This is a genomic window from Microbacterium pasadenense (genome assembly GCF_047246565.1).
Classification (GTDB): domain Bacteria; phylum Actinomycetota; class Actinomycetes; order Actinomycetales; family Microbacteriaceae; genus Microbacterium.
Genome location: NZ_JBFOKN010000003.1, coordinates 229679 through 247402, shown reverse-complemented (window position 1 = coordinate 247402; position 17724 = coordinate 229679). Strand labels below are relative to the sequence as shown.

The following is a 17724-nucleotide window of genomic DNA, read 5'->3' as shown; positions in this document are numbered from 1 at the left end:
TGGCGACCCGTCGCCTCGACGCAGCAGAAAGGCAGCGACCCCATGACCGACCCGAACACGCCTCCCGCGGGAGACGAACCGACTCGCCCGCCGGCAGGTCCGCCCGTGCCTCCGCCGGGTCCCGCCACGCCGCCGCCTCCCGGTCCCACCCAGGCGCCTCCCGGAGGGTACGCCGCCCCGCCTCCCGGCGGCTACGGTGCCCCGCCCCCCGGATACGGGCAGCAGCCCGCCGGCGGTCCCCCGCCGCAGGGGTACCCGCCGCAGCAGGGATATCCGCAGCAGGGCTACGCCCCGTCCGGCGGCGCACTGACCCCCGAGCAGGACAAGACGTGGGCGATGTGGGCGCACATCGGCGGCATCGCGTTCATCCTGCCCTCCCTCATCATCTGGCTCGTCTTCAAGGACCGCGGGCACCGTGTCGACGTCGAGGGCAAGGAGGCGCTCAACTGGCAGATCACGTTCACGATCGTCTACGTGGCGGTGTCGGTCGTCGGTTCGGTCCTCAGCGCGATCGCCTGGTTCCTCGGCCCGATCGTGGGGCTCGCGATGTTCGCCCTCTGGGTGGCCAACGTCGTCTTCTCGATCCTGGGCGGACTCAAGGTCAACCAGGGCGGCGGCTACCGCTACCCGATCAACTTCCGGTTCATCACGTAGGCGGCACCACGAGTTCGACGGTGCGATCGTCGAGCTCGCGCAGCACGACTCCGGCGCCGTCCGCCCACGCCAGCAGGTCCGCTCGCGACCGCACGGGCGGACGGCTCCGGGCGAGCAGGCGGACCATCTCGCCCTTCGCGTGCTTGTTGAAATGGTTGAGCGCGCGGACGGAGCCGTCCGGGCCCGCCGTCACAACACGGACGTACGCGTGCGGGATGCCGGCGGGCACCGGCCCCAGCGCGACGTAGGCCTCGGAGCGCAGGTCGAGGATGAAGGGCGGGGCTGATGCCGCGAGGGCCGCGCCGACGGCATCCGCCCACACCCGCCGGAGCGACGGAAGCCCCGGCAGCGACGTCCCGGCGGCGAGCCGGTAGGCCGGGATGGGGTCGAGCGCTGCCACGAGGCCGAAGGGCGCCGAGTGGATGGCGGCGTGGGCGCCCAGCCATCCTCGTGCATCCGCATCGAGCGAGGCGGCGTCCAGTGCGTCGTACAGGACCCCGGTGTACCGGTCGACGGCCGGGAGGGACGGTGACGAGCGCAGCGCCGCGTTGACGGCGATCTCCCCCCGCTGTCGCGCCGACAGCTTGAGAACCCGGGCCGCGCGGTCCTCGTCGGCGCTGAGGGCGACGAGTGCGTCGAGGACAGCCTCACGCGGAGCGGTCAGCTCCGGGTGCGCGAGGGCGGTGTCCGAGAGCGGGGCACCGGTCCCGCCGGGCCGCTTCGTCTCGGAGGGGGGCAACAGGATCAGCACGATGGCTCCAGCCGGAAACGTCGCAGCGCCGCCCGGCGTACCGGGCGGCGCTGCGACGAGAGTGGATCAGGACTGCAGAGCTGCGTTCCCCGCGACGATGGTGAGCTCGTCGCCCGCCATCGAGAGGAAGCCGTCCTGCGCCGAGGCGACGATCTTCGAACCGTCGGTCTGCGTGATGCGGACCTGACCCTCGGCGAGGATCGCGAGGACGGGTTCGTGACCGGCCATGAAGCCGATCTCGCCCTCGACCGTCTTGGCGACGACGAGGCTCGCCTCGCCGCTCCAGACCTCCGCCTCAGCGGAGACGAGGGTGACCGTCAGAGCCATCTCAGCCGTTCTCCTTCTGGATCTGCGCCCACTTCTCCTCGACGTCGGAGATGCCGCCGACGTTGAAGAAGGCCTGCTCGGCGACGTGGTCGAAGTCGCCCTTGACGATCGCGTCGAACGACTCGATCGTCTCCTTGATCGGGACCGTGGAGCCCTCGACGCCGGTGAACTTCTTGGCCATGTAGGTGTTCTGCGAGAGGAACTGCTGGATGCGGCGTGCGCGCGACACGACGACCTTGTCCTCTTCGGAGAGCTCGTCGACACCGAGGATGGCGATGATCTCCTGGAGTTCCTTGTTCTTCTGCAGGATCTGCTTCACCGAGGTGGCCACGCGGTAGTGGTCCTCACCGATGTAGCGCGGGTCCAGGATCCGGCTGGTCGAGGTCAGCGGGTCGACGGCCGGGTACAGGCCCTTCGAGGCGATCTCACGCGACAGCTCGGTGGTCGCGTCGAGGTGGGCGAACGTGGTCGCCGGGGCCGGGTCGGTGTAGTCGTCGGCGGGGACGTAGATCGCCTGCAGCGAGGTGATCGAGTGACCGCGCGTCGAGGTGATGCGCTCCTGGAGGACACCCATCTCGTCGGCCAGGTTGGGCTGGTAGCCCACGGCGGAGGGCATACGGCCCAGCAGCGTGGAGACCTCGGAACCGGCCTGCGTGAAGCGGAAGATGTTGTCGATGAACAGCAGCACGTCCTGCTTCTGGACGTCGCGGAAGTACTCCGCCATCGTCAGCGCCGACAGGGCGACGCGCAGACGCGTCCCCGGCGGCTCGTCCATCTGGCCGAAGACCAGGGCGGTCTTGTCGAAGACGCCCGCCTCTTCCATCTCGTGGATCAGGTCGTTGCCCTCACGGGTGCGCTCGCCGACACCGGCGAACACCGACACACCACCGTGGTCCTGCGCGACGCGCTGGATCATCTCCTGGATGAGGACGGTCTTGCCGACACCGGCGCCGCCGAACAGGCCGATCTTCCCACCCAGAACGTAGGGGGTCAGGAGGTCGATGACCTTGATGCCGGTCTCGAACATCTGGGTCTTCGACTCGAGCTGGTCGAAGTTCGGCGCCTGGCGGTGGATGCCCCAGCGCTCGGTGACCTCGATCGTCTCGCCCTCGGCGGCGTTCAGGACGTCGCCGGTCACGTTGAAGACCTTGCCCTTGGTGACGTCGCCGACGGGGACGGTGATGGGGCCGCCCGTGTCACGGACTTCCTGGCCGCGGATCATGCCGTCGGTGGGCTTCAGCGAGATGGCGCGGACGAGGTCGTCGCCGAGGTGCTGCGCGACCTCGAGGGTGATCTCGCTCGACGTGTCGCCGATGACGATGGTGGTCTTCAGCGCGTTGTAGATGTCGGGGATCGAGTCGTGCGGGAACTCGATGTCGACGACCGGGCCGGTGACGCGCGCGACGCGGCCGACGACCGGAGCTTCCGTCTTCTCAGCGGTGAGGCTCATGGCTTCTCTTCTTTCGTGTGGTCTATTTGCCCGACGCCAGAGCGTCGGCGCCGCCGACGATCTCGGCGATCTGCTGCGTGATCTCCGCCTGGCGCGCGTTGTTGCGCAGACGGGTGTAGTCGGTGATGAGCTTGTCGGCGTTGTCGCTGGCGGACTTCATCGCCTTCTGCGTCGCCGCCTGCTTGGCTGCCGACGACTGCAGGAGCGCGTTGAACACGCGGCTCTGCACGTACACCGGCAGGAGCGCGTCGAGCACCGTCTCGGGGCTCGGCTCGAACTCGTAGAGCGGGTATACCTGGTTGTCCGTGGCGGTCTCGTCGGCCTCGACGACCTCGAGCGGAAGCAGCCGGACCGTCTCGGGCGTCTGCGTCATCATGCTCACGAAGCGGTTGTAGACGAGGTGGATCTCGTCGACGCCGCCCTCGGCCCCGCCCAGCCCGTAGCCCTCCAGGAGGGCTCCGGCGATCTCCTCCGCGGTGGAGAAGTGCGGCGTGTCGGTGTCGCCGATCCACTCGCCCGCCGTCGGGATGCTGCGGAACTGGAAGAACCCGACCGGCTTGCGCCCCACCAGGTAGTACACCGGCTCGCGACCCTCGGAGCGCAGCAGCTCACCGAGCTGCAGCGCCTCGCGGATCACCTGCGAGTTGAATGCGCCGGCCAGTCCTCGGTCGGAACCGAACACGACGACGGCGGACCGACGGATGTCCTCGCGCTCGGTCGTCAGCGGATGCTGGACGTTCGAGTGCGTCGCCACGGCGGAGACGGCACGCGTCACGGCCCGCGCGAAGGGGTTGGACGCGCGGACGCGTCCCATCGCCTTCTGGATGCGCGAAGCCGCGATGAGTTCCATCGCCTTCGTGATCTTCTTGGTCGTCTGAGCAGAAGAGATCTTCTGCTTGTAGACCCTGAGTTGTGCGCCCATGTGATGAGTCTCCCGTCGGCGTCAGCCGCGGCGGCCCTTGACGATCTTCTCCTGGTTCACGTCGTCCGCGCCCGCAGCAGCGACCTCTTCGTGACCGGGCTTGTTGATGGCCTGGCCCTTGCCGCCCTGGAACTCGAGGACGAACGCATCGGTCGCCTTCTCGAGCTCGGCGAGCGTCGCGTCGTCGAGGACGTTGGACTCGCGCAGGGTGTCGAGGATGGAGGTGTTGCGCTTCAGGTGGTCGAGCAGCTCGCGCTCGAACCGCAGCACGTCCTCGACCTCGACGTCGTCGAGCTTGCCGTTGGTGCCGGCCCAGATCGAGACGACCTGCTCCTCCACCGGGTACGGCGAGTACTGCGGCTGCTTGAGCAGCTCGGTCAGACGAGCGCCTCGCGCCAGCTGGCGGCGCGACGCGGCGTCGAGGTCGGATGCGAACATCGCGAACGCCTCGAGCGACCGGTACTGCGCGAGCTCGAGCTTGAGCGTGCCGGAGACCTTCTTGATCGACTTGACCTGAGCGTCACCGCCGACGCGCGACACCGAGATGCCCACGTCGACCGCCGGACGCTGGTTGGCGTTGAAGAGGTCGGACTGCAGGAAGATCTGGCCGTCGGTGATCGAGATCACGTTGGTCGGGATGTAGGCCGACACGTCGTTGGCCTTCGTCTCGATGATCGGGAGGCCCGTCATCGAGCCCGCACCGAGCTCGTCGGAGAGCTTGGCGCAACGCTCCAGCAGACGCGAGTGCAGGTAGAAGACGTCGCCGGGGTATGCCTCGCGGCCCGGCGGGCGGCGCAGCAGCAGCGACACGGCGCGGTAGGCCTCGGCCTGCTTCGACAGGTCGTCGAAGATGATCAGGACGTGCTTGCCGCCGTACATCCAGTGCTGGCCGATGGCCGAGCCGGTGTAGGGGGCGAGGTACTTGAAGCCGGCGGGGTCGGATGCCGGGGCCGCGACGATGGTGGTGTACTCCATCGCACCGGCGTCCTCGAGCGCGCCCTTCACCGAAGCGATGGTCGAACCCTTCTGGCCGATCGCGACGTAGATGCAGCGGACCTGCTTCTCGGCGTCGCCCGACTCCCAGTTGGCCTTCTGATTGATGATCGTGTCGATCGCGATGGCCGTCTTGCCGGTCTGGCGGTCGCCGATGATGAGCTGACGCTGGCCGCGGCCGACGGGGATCATGGCGTCGATGGCCTTGATGCCGGTCTGCATGGGCTCGTGCACGCTCTTGCGCTGCATGACGCCCGGCGCCTGCAGCTCGAGGGCGCGACGGCCGTCGGTCGCGATCTCGCCGAGACCGTCGATCGGGTTGCCGAGCGGGTCGACGACGCGGCCGAGGTAGCCGTCGCCGACACCGACCGAGAGGACCTCGCCGGTGCGGGTGACCTTCTGGCCTGCTTCGATGCCGGAGAAGTCGCCGAGGACGACGACGCCGATCTCGTGCTCGTCGAGGTTCTGCGCCAGACCCTCCACGCCGTTGTCGAAGCGAACGAGCTCGTTCGCCATGACGCCGGGCAGGCCCTCGACGTGGGCGATGCCGTCGGCAGCGTCGACGACGGTGCCGACCTCGGTTGCCGCTGCCCCGGTGGGCTCGTATGCGGCGACGAAGTCTTTCAGCGCGTCACGGATGACGTCGGGGCTGATGGACAGTTCTGCCATGGTCTTCCTTCTTTGAGGTCTTGTGGCGGGCACTCGGCCAGCCGGGTCCGCTCCGATGTGGAGCGGGAAGATCTAGCCCGCCAGTCGCTGACGGAGGTCGCCGAGACGCGATGCGACGGTGGCGTCGATCACATCGTCGGCGATTTCGATGCGCATGCCGCCGACGACCGACGGGTCGACCACGACGTTCAGCGACACCTCGGTGCCGTAGCGCTGCGTGAGGGTGCGCTGCAGGCGGCCGAGCTGGTCGCCGGTCAGGTCGGTGGCGGCGAACACCGTCGCGACGGCGCGGCCGCGCTGGTCGGCCACGACGCGCATGGCACGGCTGAACATCGACCGGACGCGACGCTCGCGGGGCACCTGGACGAGCGTGGCCGCGATCAGCACGGTGGCCTCGCCGGCACGGCCGCCGAAGAGGTTCTCGATCAGCGCGCCCTTGGCTGCGGCGTCACCGAGACGACGGCCGAGCGCGAGCTCGAGCTCGGAGTTCGACGCGACCGTCCGGGCCACCGTGAAGAGCTCGGCCTCGATGTCCACCGACGGCGACGAGATGGCGGCGGCACGGATGCCGGCCTCCTCGATGCCGCTGATGAGATCGTCCGCCGAGGACCACCGCTGACCGGCAGCGGCCTGGAGGACCGCCACCGACGCCGGCGAGAACCCGCCGAAGACGGCGGTCACGACGCCTCGCCGAGCCTCGGCCGGGGCGGACGCGTCGGACAGCGCGCCGCTCAGGTGCGACGAGCCGGCCAGGGCGCGGACCGCGGCGAACAGCTCGCGGGCGACGCCGAGGTCGACGCTCGGCGCGGCCTGGAGGGCCGACGTCGTCGCCGCGAGGGCCTGAGTGGTCGCGCTGCCCATTACTGGGCCGCCTTCTCGGAGGCCTCGAGGTCGGCGAGGAAGCGGTCGACGACGGCCTGAGCCTTCGCGTCGTCCGACAGGGTCTCCCCGATCACGCCGCCGGCGAGGTCGAGGGCGAGCGTGCCCACCTCGCTGCGCAGCGACACGAGCGCCGTCTGACGCTCGGCCTCGATCTGCGAGTGCGCCGCGGCGGTCAGGCGGTTCGCCTCGACCGACGCCGTGTCCTTCGCCTCGGCGACGATCTTCTTGCCGTCCTCACGGGCGGCGTCGCGGATCTCACCGGCTTCCTTGCGGGCGGCGGCGAGCTGTGCGGTGTACTCCTCGAGCGCCGCCTCCGCCTTGCGCTGGGCCTCGTCGGCCTTGGCGATGTTGCCCTCGATGGCGGCTGCGCGCTGGTCGAGCATGACCTGCATCTTCGGAAGGGCGACCTTCACGAAGACGAACAGGATCACGACGAAGCAGACCGCCGACCAGATGATGTCGTACCACGCCGGGATCAGAGGGTTGTGCTCTGCAGCACCCTCTTCCGCCGCATACGCGACAAGAGCGTTCAGCATCCTGTCTCCTTAAGACTGGGAAAGCGCGATCAGTAGCCGAAGATGAAGGCGGTTGCGATGCCGATGAAGGCGAGCGCCTCGGTGAAGGCGATACCGATCCACATGAGGACCTGCAGGCGACCGGCCAGCTCGGGCTGACGGGCGACACCCTCGATCGTCTTGCCGACGACGATGCCGACGCCGATGGCGGGGCCGATGGCGGCGAGGCCGTAGCCGACGGTGGCGATGCTGCCGTTGATCTCAGCGAGAACCGTAGTTGCGTCCACGGGTTTTTCCTTTCGGTTGGGTGGGAAGGCCGGAGGCCGACCCGCTCAGTGCTCTTCTGCCACCGCGAGCTGGATGTAGACCGCGGTGAGGATGGTGAAGACGTAGGCCTGGAGAACAGCCACCAGGAGCTCGAAGACGGTGAAGGCGAGGCCGAAGGCGAGCGAACCCGCCGCCAGCGCCGACCACCAGCCGCCGAGGTCCAGGAGGAAGAACTGCGTCGCCGCGAAGAAGAGGACGAGCATCAGGTGCCCGACCATCATGTTCATCAGCAGTCGCAGGGTCAGCGTGACGGGCCGGATGATGAACGTCGAGATGAACTCGAGCGGCGTCACGATGATGTATAGGAACGGCGGGACCCCCGAGGGGAACAGCGCGTTCTTGAAGAAGTTCTTGGGGCTCTTGCGCACGCCGGCGTAGATGAAGGTGACGTAGCTGACGACCGCGAGCAGCAGCGGCACGGCGATGATGCTCGTGCCGGCGATGTTCAGGAAGGGGATGACGCCCGTGAGGTTCATGAACAGCGTCATGAAGAAGATCGTGGAGAGGATCGGCAGGAACCGCGTGCCGTCCTTCTTGCCCAGGATGTCCTCGGCGACGTTGACGCGGACGAAGTCCAGGCCCATCTCGACGAGGCTCTGGAAGCGACCGGGCACGACCGTCATGCGGCGGGTGCCCAGCCAGAAGACGAGGACGATCGCGATCGTCGCGAGCAGCTGGATCAGGTGGATCCGGTTGACCTCGAGGCCCCCGATCGAGAACAGCGTCTCAGGGAAGAACTCGGAAATCGAGGGTCCGTGGAATTCCGGACCTTCTCCGGCGGCGGCGGTGGCGATCAGGGTCGCAGCTTGAGTGAACAGCGCTGGCTCCAGCTTCGGGGGCATCGGTCATGAAACCGTGACGACGATGGTAGGTGAGCTGACTCCACCAGACGTTCCCGTCGGGGGTCAGGCGGGCTCGGGAATACCCTATCAGTCCCGGGGCGTGATGCCGTCCTCCGGCCGCCGTTCGGAGGCCTCGGCCTCGGCGGCGGTGGGCAGCGTGACGTCGCTCGCGTGGGGCAGGCGCATGCGCGTCATCACGATGACGTCGATGACGAGCGACACGATGATGCTCACGACGAGCGCGATGAGGAACACCATCGGGTGCAGCCAGGGCTGTCCGCGCAGCACGAACAGCACGATCAGGAAGATCACGAACTTCACGATCCACCCGCCCATCACCGACGCGAAGAACACCGGGACGAACAGGTCGCTGCCGTACCAGCGGTTCGCGATGAGGATCGTGCCGGTGGTCAGCCCCAGGAACACCGCGGCCATGAGGACGGCGACGAGGGCGCTCCACAGTCCCGAGCTTCCGGCGACGAGCAGTCCGACGACGGAGCCGACGACGGCGAGCGCCGCGGTCGCTGCGGCGGACAGCAGCAGGGTGCGACGCAGAAGCGGTGTGGACGAGACAGGGCTGCTCATGAGGAGACCTTCGGTGAGGGCGACGTGCCGGGCACACGGCGGGCGGGCGGGAGGGTGACGACGAGGCAGGCGAGGACGCCCAGGCCGAGGTAGGCGACGCCGGGCCAGTACAGACCCGGCCATCCCGACGCCGTGCCGATGTACATCAGCAGCACCGACAGCGAGACGATCGCCGTCCAGGCGTAGAAGACGAAGACGGCGTTCCGGTCGGTGTGACCGAGGTCGAGCATGCGGTGGTGCATGTGCTTGCGATCGGGAGAGAACGGCGACTTGCCCTTGGCCATCCGCCGGATGACGGCGAGGCCGAAGTCGACGAGCGGCAGCAGCACGACGACGATCGGCAGGATGATCGGGATGTACGCGCCGATGAGCTGGGAGCGGCCGAAGAGGTCGTTGTCGGCCAGCAGCTGCGGCGACAGGTTGCCCGTCACGACGATGGCCGACGCGCCCATCATGAGCCCGAGCAGGAGCGCCCCGGCATCCCCCATGAACATGCGGGCGGGGTTCCAGTTCAGGGGCAGGAAGCCCGCGCACACGCCGAGGACGACGACGGCGATGAAGAGCGCGGTGTTCGTCTCGGGGCTGTTGCCGAAGTCGCGCGCCATCAGCACCGCATAGAAGAAGAAGACGGCGTTCGCGATGAGGCAGACGCCGGCGACCAGCCCGTCGAGCCCGTCGATGAAGTTGATGGCGTTCATGACGATGACGATGACGAGGATCGACAGGCTGATGCCGATCCAGCTGGCCGTCACGACACGCTCACCGAACGGGACGGCGAAGATCTGGATGCCGCCGACGCCGACCACGATCCACGCCGCGACGAACTGCGCGCCGAGCTTGATCAGCCAGTCGAGGTCCAGCAGATCGTCGGCGACCCCGACCGCGACGATCAGCGCGGCGGCGCCCAGCAGCGCCCACATGCGGGTCGGCTCGGTCCACAGGATCGCGAACGCGGGCAGCTGCGACGAGAGGATGAACATGGCCGTGAGGCCGAGGAACATGGCCACGCCGCCCAGCCGGGGCGTCGGCGTCTTGTGGACGTCGCGCTCGCGGATCGCGGGATGCAGCCCGAAGCGCACGGCGACCTTCCAGACGACCCAGGAGAGCACGAAGGTGATCGCGGCCGTGATCACGAAGGCGACCAGATAGTTCCTCACGCGTCGTCGGATTCGTCGGATCCGGCCGGGTCCGGCTCGAGGAGGTCGCCCAGCACCTCGCGGAGCTCGGCACGATCGATCGCGCCCTCCCGCAGCACCGTGACGGGGCGACGGTCCGTGCCGACCAGGCCTGTGGCATCCACGATCGTGGACGAGACGCCGGTGGCGACCATCCCGCCGTCGAGGTACACCGACACGCTGTCCCCCAGCATGTCGACGGCCGCGTCGACGTGCAGGGCGGCCGGTCGGCCGGTCTTGTTGGCGCTGGAGACGGCGAGCGGGCCGCACTCCTCGAGCAGCTCGAGCGCGAACCGGTCGTCGGGCATGCGGACGGCGACGCTGCCGTGGGTCTCCCCCAGGTCCCAGCTCAGCGACGGCTGGGCGGGCAGGACGATGGTCAGGCCCCCCGGCCAGAACCGCTCCATGAGGCGGTCGACGGCCTCGGGCACCTCCGCGACCAGCGCGCGCATCGTGGTCGGCCCGGACACGAGCACGGGCGGCGGCGACTGCCGGCCGCGTCCCTTGGCCGCGAGCAGCTTCGCCACGGCGGCGGCGCTGAAGGCGTCGGCAGCCACACCGTAGACGGTGTCGGTGGGCATGACGATGAGTTCGCCACGGCCGATGGCCTGGCGCGCGCGGCGCAACGCCGGCAGCAGCTGGTCCGCATCGCGGCAGTCGAGCACGGGAGACATATCCGGAGCATTCTACGGGGATGCCGCGGCGATCTCCTGAGAGGCGGTCGACGCCGGGTCGGGCGAACAGCCGATCAGGGGCGGATCGCGGTGGTCGCGCGGTCTCGGGTGGTGAGATCGGGGTGGGTCGCAGCGCCTCGCCAGCCGTCGGCCGTGAGGAGGTCCCGAATCGGCCGCCCCTGCCACTCGCCGTGCTCGATGACGAGGGTGCCGCCCGGATGCAGCAGCCGCATCGCCACCCCCGACAGCACGCGGACGACGTCGAGTCCGTCAGCCCCGCCGTACAGCGCGGCGGGCGGATCCCAGTGCCGCACCTCCGGGTCGCGCGGGATCGCGTCGTCGGGGACGTAGGGCGGGTTGGACACCAGCACCGACACCATGCCGTCGAGGTCGGGGAAGGCGTCGGCGAGATCGATGAACGCGAGCCGGGCGTGCGGCGCGTGTCGGGCGAAGTTCTCCTTCGCCCAGATGAAGGCGTCCACCGAGTTCTCCGCGGCGTGCACGCGGGCGTGCGGGACCTCGGTCGCCATCGCCAGGGCGAGGGCGCCGCTGCCGGTGCCGAGATCCACGGCGACGGGGGCCGGTCCGGCCGCCGCGCGCAGCGCGTCGATCGCCAGCTGCGCCACCGTCTCGGTCTCGGGCCGCGGGACGAAGACACCCGGCCCGACCCGCAGCTCCAGATGACGGAAGGGGGCGGTGCCGGTGAGATGCTGCAGCGGCTCCCGTGCGGCGCGACGCTCGATGAGCTCGCCGAGGACGGCGGCGGCGTCCGCCGGCATCCGGTCGCCGCGCAGCGACGCTGCCGCCAGCTCGCCGCGGCCGAGGCCGAGGACGTGTGCGGCGAGCAGCTCGGCGTCGACGTCGGGAGTCGGGACGCCGGCGGCGGCGAGTCGGGCGGCCGCTTCCCGGAGCACCGGGCCGAGGTCGCCTGCGGCGGGCGCGCCGGCGGGAGGGGGGATCACCATGGGAGCCCTCAGGATACCGCGGGATGCCGCGGGCCGAGCAGCGTCCCGGTGGCGTCCCGGTGGCGCTCCACCCCGGCGTCCCGCCCCGTGGCGCTCCACCCCGGCGTCCCGTCACACGCGGTCCCCCGTGCCCGCTGACGCGTAGGCTTGTCGGGCGCCTGACCCCGCCTGAACCGACCCGTACGAAAGGCCCCCCATGCCCGGCATCCACTCCGACATCACGAGCGCATTCGGCAACACGCCCCTCGTCCGCCTGAACCGGGTGACCGAAGGCCTCCCCGGCACCGTGCTGGCGAAGCTCGAGTTCTACAACCCCGCCTCGTCCGTCAAGGACCGGATCGGCATCGCCATCGTCGACGCCGCGGAGGCGGCCGGTGCGCTCAAGCCGGGCGGCACGATCGTCGAGGGCACGAGCGGGAACACCGGCATCGCGCTGGCGATGGTCGGCGCGGCGCGCGGCTACAAGGTCGTCCTGACCATGCCGTCGTCGATGTCGACCGAGCGGCGCACGCTCCTCAAGGCCTACGGCGCCGAGCTGGTGCTGACCGAGCCCGCCCAGGGTATGAAGGGCGCGGTCGCGAAGGCCGAGGAGATCGCGGCATCGACGCCCGGCGCGATCCTCGCCAAGCAGTTCGCGAACGAGGCGAACGTGCAGGTCCACCGCGCCACGACCGCCGAGGAGATCCTCCGCGACACCGACGGCGAGATCGGCTACTTCGTCGCGGGCATCGGCACCGGCGGCACCATCACCGGCGTCGGCCAGGTGCTGAAGGAGCGCGTCCCCGAGGCGAAGGTCGTGGCCGTGGAGCCCGCCGACTCGCCCCTCCTGACCACCGGCACCCCCGGTCCGCACAAGATCCAGGGCATCGGACCCAACTTCATCCCCCCGATCCTCGACCAGGGCGTCATCGACGAGGTCCAGGACGTGGCCTTCGACGACGCCATCGCGACCGCCCGCGAGGTCGCGGCGAAGGAGGGCATCCTCATCGGCATCTCCTCCGGTGCCGCCGTCTGGGCAGCCCTCCAGGTCGCCGCGCGGCCCGAGGCCGAGGGCAAGAACATCGTCGTGGTCATCCCGTCGTACGGCGAGCGGTACCTGTCCACGGCGCTGTACGAGCACCTGCGCGACTGACGCCCGTCCCGCGACCGACCGACCGAGAGCGAACCGTGCCCGGCATCCTTCCCGACATCACCCATGCCTTCGGCGACACCCCCCTCGTGCGGCTCAACGCGCTCACGGCGGGACTGCACGCCGAGGTGCTCGCGAAGCTGGACTTCTACAACCCCGGCGCGAGCGTGAAGGACCGGCTCGGCTTCGCCCTCGTCGAGGCGGCTGAGGCCGCGGGCGAGCTCGCGCCCGGCGGCACGATCGTCGAGTCCACGAGCGGCAACACCGGCATCTCGCTCGCCCTCATCGGAGCCGCGCGCGGCTACCGGGTGATCCTCACGATGCCGGCATCCATGTCGAAGGAGCGACGCACGCTGCTGAAGGCGTACGGGGCCGAGCTGATCCTCACCGATCCCCACAAGGGCATGACCGAGGCGGTCGAGACCGCGAAGCGCATCGTCGCCGAGACGCCCGGGGCGATCCTGGCCCGCCAGTTCGAGCATGAGGCGAATCCCGCCATCCACCGCCGCACGACGGCGGCGGAGATCTGGCGCGACACCGAGGGCCAGGTCGACTGGTTCGTCGCCGGGTCGGGCACAGGAGGCACCGTGACCGGTGTCGGCCAGGCGCTGAAGGCGGAGGATGCCGCCGTGCGCGTCGCGCTCGTCGAGCCGAAGGACTCCCTCGTGATCAGCGAGGGGCGCGCCGGCGGCCACCGCATCCAGGGCATCGGCCCGAACTTCGTGCCGCACGTCCTCGACCGCTCCGTGGTCGACGAGATCCTCACCGCCGACGTCGACGACGCGATCCGCGTCGCGCGCGCCCTCGCCACCGACGAGGGGATCCTGGCGGGGATGTCCGCCGGCGCCGCGGTCTGGGCCGCTCTGGAGATCGCGAAGCGGCCGGAGTCCGCCGGCCGGCGCATCGTCGTGATGATCCCGGACGGCGGCGAGCGCTACCTGTCCACGGCGCTCTACGAGCACCTCCGCGAGGAGGAGACGGCGTGAGCGCCGGCGACGTGCTGCGCTCGGTGCGCGAGGACATCGCGGCCGCGAAGCTCCGCGACCCGGCGGCGCGCGGCGGCCTCGAGATCGCCGTGCTCTACCCGGGCCTTCACGCGGTGTGGAGCCACCGCGTCGCGCACGCCCTGTGGACGCGCGGCCTCCGCTTCCCGGCGAGGGCGGTCTCGCAGGTCACCCGCTGGCTCACCGGCATCGAGATCCACCCGGGCGCGACGATCGGCCGCCGGTTCTTCATCGACCACGGCATGGGCATCGTGATCGGCGAGACGGCCGAGGTCGGCGACGACGTCATGCTGTACCACGGCGTCACCCTCGGCGGTCGCACGCGCGATGGCGGCAAACGGCATCCGACCCTTCACGACGGCGTCGCCGTCGGCGCTGGAGCGAAGATCCTCGGCCCCATCGTCATCGGGGCGCACTCGGTCGTCGGCGCCAACGCCGTCGTCACGAAGGACGCGCCGGCCGACTCGGTGCTCGTCGGCGTCCCGGCCCGTGCCCGCCGCCGGACGACCAGCGAGGACACCCGGGCGCTCCTGACCGCGCCGGAGTACCACATCTGACCCGGATCCTCGGGGTCAGTCGCCGCCGAGCGCAGCGAGCCGTGCTTCCTCGTCGGCCGCGATCGCGGAGTCGACGAGCGGCGTCAGCGCGCCGTCCATGACCTGGTCGAGGTTGTACGCCTTGTAGCCGGTGCGGTGATCGGCGATGCGGTTCTCGGGGAAGTTGTACGTGCGGATCCGCTCGGAGCGATCCATACCGCGGATCTGCGAGCGGCGGGCATCGGATGCCGCGGCATCCCGCTCCTCCTGCTGCTTCGCGAGCAGCCGCGCGCGCAGCACGCGCATGCCGGCCTCGCGGTTCTGCAGCTGGCTCTTCTCGTTCTGCATCGACACGACGATGCCCGAGGGCAGGTGGGTGATCCGGACGGCCGAGTCGGTCGTGTTGACCGACTGCCCGCCGGGACCCGAGGACCGGAACACGTCGATCTTGAGGTCGTTGGCGTCGATTTGGACCTCTTCGGGCTCGTCCACCTCGGGGAACACCAGCACGCCGGTGGTCGAGGTGTGGATCCGTCCCTGCGACTCGGTGGCCGGCACCCGCTGGACCCGGTGCACGCCGCCCTCGTACTTGAGGTGCGCCCAGACTCCCTGCGCGGGATCCGTCGACGTCCCCTTGATGGCGACCTGGACATCCTTGTACCCGCCGAGGTCCGACTCGTTGCGCTCGAGCAGCTCGGTCTTCCAGCCCTTCGACGCGGCGTACTGCAGGTACATCCGCAGCAGGTCGGCCGCGAACAGCGCCGACTCGGCGCCGCCCTCCCCCGCCTTGATCTCCATGATCACGTCGCGGGCGTCGTCGGGGTCGCGCGGGATCAGGAGGCGCCGAAGGCGCTCCTGCGCCGTCGCCAGGCCCTCCTCGAGAGCGGGAATCTCATCGGCGAAGGCCGAGTCCTCCCGAGCCAGCTCGCGGGCGGCCTCGAGGTCGTCGGATGCCGCGACCCAGGACTCGTGCGCCGCGACGATGCGCGAGAGCTCGGCGTAGCGCCGGTTCACGCGCCTGGCGCGCGCCGCATCGGCGTGCACCGCGGGGTCGGAGAGTTCCTCCTGCACCGCGCGGTGCTCGTCGATGAGCGTCTGGACGGACTCGAACACGAACGGGGCTCAGCGGATGCTGTTGTCGTGCCCGCTGCTGTGACCGCCGGCGCCGGGAGCCGGGATCGACTTCTGCATCTGGACGAGGAACTCGACGTTCGAGCCCGTCTCCTTGAGCTTGCCGAGCACGACTTCGAGCGCCTGCTGCGGGTCGAGGCCGGCGAGGGCGCGGCGCAGCTTCCACGTGATCTTGACCTCGTCGGCGGACAGCAGCATCTCCTCGCGGCGGGTGGACGACGCGTTCACGTCGACGGCCGGGAAGATGCGCTTGTCGGCCAGCTGACGCGACAGGCGCAGCTCGCTGTTGCCGGTTCCCTTGAACTCCTCGAAGATGACGTCGTCCATCTTCGAGCCGGTCTCCACGAGAGCCGTGGCGAGGATGGTCAGGGAGCCGCCGTTCTCGATGTTGCGCGCCGCGCCGAAGAAGCGCTTGGGCGGGTACAGCGCCGAGGCGTCGACACCACCGGTGAGCACACGACCCGAGGTCGGCGCGGAGATGTTGTACGCACGGCCGAGACGGGTGATCGAGTCGAGCAGCACGACGACGTCGCGACCCAGCTCGACGAGACGCTTGGCGCGCTCGATCGCGAGCTCCGCGACCGTCGTGTGGTCCTCGGCGGGACGGTCGAAGGTCGAGGCGATGACCTCGCCCTTCACCGTGCGCTGCATGTCGGTGACCTCTTCGGGACGCTCGTCGACGAGGATGACCATGAGGTGGACCTCGGGGTTGTTCGTCGCGATGGCGTTGGCGATCTGCTGCAGCACGATCGTCTTGCCCGCCTTCGGGGGCGCGACGATGAGACCGCGCTGGCCCTTGCCGATGGGTGCGACCAGGTCGATGATGCGCTGCGTGAGCTTCTCGGGCGCGGTCTCGAGGCGCAGTCGCTCCTGCGGGTACAGCGGCGTCAGCTTGGAGAACTCGACGCGCGTCGCGGCATCCTCGACGGAGAGGCCGTTGATGGCGTCGACCTTGACCAGCGCGTTGTACTTCTGCCGGCTGGACTGCTCGCCCTCACGGGGCTGCTTGATCGCGCCGACGACCGCGTCGCCCTTGCGCAGGTTGTACTTCTTCACCTGGCCGAGCGAGACATAGACGTCGCTCTGGCCGGGGAGGTAGCCGGTGGTGCGCACGAATGCGTAGTTGTCGAGCACGTCCAGGATGCCGGCGATGGGGATGAGGACGTCGTCGTCGCCGATCTCGGTGTCGAACTCGTCCGTCTGACCCTGCGAGCGGCGCTTGTTGCGCTGCCGGCCGCGTCCCGAGCCCTGGCCCTGGTCGTCGTCCTGCTTCTCCTCGACCGCGGGCTTCTCGGGGGCGCTGCCGCCGCGGCCGTTGCCGCTCTTCTCGCTGCCGGCCTTGTCGGCCTGCGCATCGCCGTTGGCGGCGTTCTCGCCCTTGTTCCGGTTGCGGCTGCGGCTGCGCGAACGGCTGCGGCTCCGGCCGTTGCCCTCGCCCTCGCCGGACCTGTCGCCCTCGGCGCCGCCCTCGGCATCGGCGGGCGCGTCGTTCTCGGCAGCCTGGCCGCCGTCGGCGGGAGCCTCGGTCTCGGCGGCGGCGGGCTTCTTCGACCGGCCGGCACGGCCACCCGTGGACCGCGCGGCCGCGGCATCGGTCGGCTCGGCGTCGGCGCCGGACCGCTCGTCGGCTGCCGGAGCATCCTGCACGGCGGGCGCCTCGACGGCGTCCGCAGCGGGAGCGGCGTCGGCGGCGGGAGCAGCGTCCGGAGCGGGAGCGGCGTCGGCGGCGGGAGCAGCGTCCGCAGCGGGAGCGGCATCCGCGGCGGAAGCAGCGTCCGCGGCGGGAACGTCGGTGCTCTTCGCACGCCGCGGGGCGCGCTTGCGCGGCGCCTTGGCGGGCTTCTCGGGCGCGGCTTCCGTCTCGGCGGGTGCAGCCTCGGGCTCCGCCGCGGCGGGCTCGGCCGGCGTCTCGACGACGGCGGCCGGATCGGTGGCGTCGGTGGCCCCGTCCGTGGTCTCGGCGGCGGTCTCGGCGCCGGCGTCGGACGTCGCCTCACCGGCGGTGTTCTCGGCGACGACCTCGTCGGTGGCGACGTCGTCGCCGGTCTGGATCTCGGAGATGGACTCCACGAGTTCTCCCTTTCAGATGTGGAAAGTCATAACCGCAGATGGTCCCGTCCACGACGGGGACCGATCCTCAGAAGGTGTTCGCGCGAACACGGGTAGCGCGCGGGCCCGGATGAGAGGGGTCGT

19 protein-coding genes are annotated in these 17724 nt (G+C 70.1%); 4 read left to right on the top strand and 15 right to left on the bottom strand.

Translation table 11 applies throughout. The features are described 5' to 3' along the window. The first annotated feature begins 105 nt into the window (after positions 1-105). Positions 106-654, top strand: coding sequence for a DUF4870 domain-containing protein (locus tag AB3M83_RS11750; RefSeq protein ID WP_412948291.1), 549 nt, complete (start codon positions 106-108; stop codon positions 652-654). Here the strand turns inward: AB3M83_RS11750 and AB3M83_RS11745 are convergent. From AB3M83_RS11745 to prmC, 13 genes are all read right to left on the bottom strand, one after another. Continuing rightward, positions 647-1405 (bottom strand): YaaA family protein, encoded by a 759-nt coding sequence (locus AB3M83_RS11745; RefSeq protein WP_412948289.1) that lies wholly within the window; start codon positions 1403-1405, stop codon positions 647-649. The genes AB3M83_RS11750 and AB3M83_RS11745 overlap by 8 nt on opposite strands. Before the next feature lie 66 nt (positions 1406-1471). Beyond that, positions 1472-1732, bottom strand: coding sequence for a F0F1 ATP synthase subunit epsilon (locus AB3M83_RS11740; protein ID WP_412948287.1), 261 nt, complete (start codon positions 1730-1732; stop codon positions 1472-1474). Between the two features lies 1 nt (position 1733). Beyond that, positions 1734-3182, bottom strand: a complete 1449-nt coding sequence (gene atpD / locus AB3M83_RS11735; RefSeq protein ID WP_412948285.1) for a F0F1 ATP synthase subunit beta — start codon at positions 3180-3182, stop codon at positions 1734-1736. Positions 3183-3204: 22 nt separating this feature from the next. Then, positions 3205-4104, bottom strand: a complete 900-nt coding sequence (locus tag AB3M83_RS11730) for a F0F1 ATP synthase subunit gamma (RefSeq protein ID WP_412948283.1) — start codon at positions 4102-4104, stop codon at positions 3205-3207. 21 nt (positions 4105-4125) lie between these two features. Then, positions 4126-5766: a F0F1 ATP synthase subunit alpha gene (atpA, locus tag AB3M83_RS11725; protein WP_412948281.1), complete on the bottom strand. Its 1641-nt coding sequence runs from the start codon at positions 5764-5766 to the stop codon at positions 4126-4128. A 72-nt stretch (positions 5767-5838) separates the two neighbouring features. After that, on the bottom strand, positions 5839-6627 hold the full coding sequence (locus AB3M83_RS11720; RefSeq protein ID WP_412948279.1) for a F0F1 ATP synthase subunit delta: 789 nt from the start codon (positions 6625-6627) through the stop codon (positions 5839-5841). Next, the gene (locus tag AB3M83_RS11715; RefSeq protein ID WP_412948277.1) at positions 6627-7184 is read right to left on the bottom strand and encodes a F0F1 ATP synthase subunit B; all 558 of its coding nucleotides are present in this window, start codon (positions 7182-7184) and stop codon (positions 6627-6629) included. Before AB3M83_RS11715 ends, AB3M83_RS11720 begins: the two co-directional genes overlap by 1 nt. A gap of 29 nt (positions 7185-7213) precedes the next feature. Next, on the bottom strand, positions 7214-7450 hold the full coding sequence (atpE, locus tag AB3M83_RS11710; protein WP_412948275.1) for an ATP synthase F0 subunit C: 237 nt from the start codon (positions 7448-7450) through the stop codon (positions 7214-7216). A gap of 45 nt (positions 7451-7495) precedes the next feature. Then, positions 7496-8332 carry a F0F1 ATP synthase subunit A gene (gene atpB / locus AB3M83_RS11705; RefSeq protein ID WP_412948273.1) on the bottom strand — a complete coding sequence of 279 codons (837 nt, stop codon included), beginning with the start codon at positions 8330-8332 and terminating at the stop codon, positions 7496-7498. A gap of 87 nt (positions 8333-8419) precedes the next feature. After that, positions 8420-8917 carry a Cg1360 family ATP-synthase-associated protein gene (locus tag AB3M83_RS11700; protein WP_412948271.1) on the bottom strand — a complete coding sequence of 166 codons (498 nt, stop codon included), beginning with the start codon at positions 8915-8917 and terminating at the stop codon, positions 8420-8422. After that, entirely contained in the window at positions 8914-10074 is a 1161-nt protein-coding gene (locus AB3M83_RS11695) for an MraY family glycosyltransferase (RefSeq protein ID WP_412948269.1), read from the bottom strand. Before AB3M83_RS11695 ends, AB3M83_RS11700 begins: the two co-directional genes overlap by 4 nt. Then, a complete protein-coding gene (locus AB3M83_RS11690; RefSeq protein ID WP_412948267.1) occupies positions 10071-10766 on the bottom strand; it encodes an L-threonylcarbamoyladenylate synthase in 696 nt (231 codons plus the stop codon). The genes AB3M83_RS11695 and AB3M83_RS11690 overlap by 4 nt, the downstream gene beginning before the upstream one ends. Positions 10767-10840: 74 nt before the next feature. Beyond that, positions 10841-11731: a peptide chain release factor N(5)-glutamine methyltransferase gene (gene prmC / locus AB3M83_RS11685; protein ID WP_412948265.1), complete on the bottom strand. Its 891-nt coding sequence runs from the start codon at positions 11729-11731 to the stop codon at positions 10841-10843. 196 nt (positions 11732-11927) lie between these two features. Here prmC and cysK (AB3M83_RS11680) point away from each other — a divergent pair, with 196 nt between their 5' ends. The 3 genes from cysK (AB3M83_RS11680) to epsC are packed head-to-tail and all read left to right on the top strand — an operon-like array spanning position 11928 to position 14421. Beyond that, a complete protein-coding gene (gene cysK / locus AB3M83_RS11680; protein WP_412948263.1) occupies positions 11928-12863 on the top strand; it encodes a cysteine synthase A in 936 nt (311 codons plus the stop codon). Positions 12864-12898: 35 nt separating this feature from the next. Then, on the top strand, positions 12899-13846 hold the full coding sequence (gene cysK, locus AB3M83_RS11675) for a cysteine synthase A (protein ID WP_412948261.1): 948 nt from the start codon (positions 12899-12901) through the stop codon (positions 13844-13846). Then, positions 13843-14421: a serine O-acetyltransferase EpsC gene (epsC, locus tag AB3M83_RS11670; protein WP_412948259.1), complete on the top strand. Its 579-nt coding sequence runs from the start codon at positions 13843-13845 to the stop codon at positions 14419-14421. Before cysK (AB3M83_RS11675) ends, epsC begins: the two co-directional genes overlap by 4 nt. Before the next feature lie 15 nt (positions 14422-14436). Here epsC and prfA read toward each other — a convergent pair whose 3' ends face one another. Then, on the bottom strand, positions 14437-15513 hold the full coding sequence (prfA, locus tag AB3M83_RS11665; protein WP_412948257.1) for a peptide chain release factor 1: 1077 nt from the start codon (positions 15511-15513) through the stop codon (positions 14437-14439). Between the two features lie 9 nt (positions 15514-15522). After that, positions 15523-17601 (bottom strand): transcription termination factor Rho, encoded by a 2079-nt coding sequence (gene rho / locus AB3M83_RS11660; RefSeq protein WP_412948255.1) that lies wholly within the window; start codon positions 17599-17601, stop codon positions 15523-15525. Positions 17602-17724 lie beyond the last annotated feature (123 nt).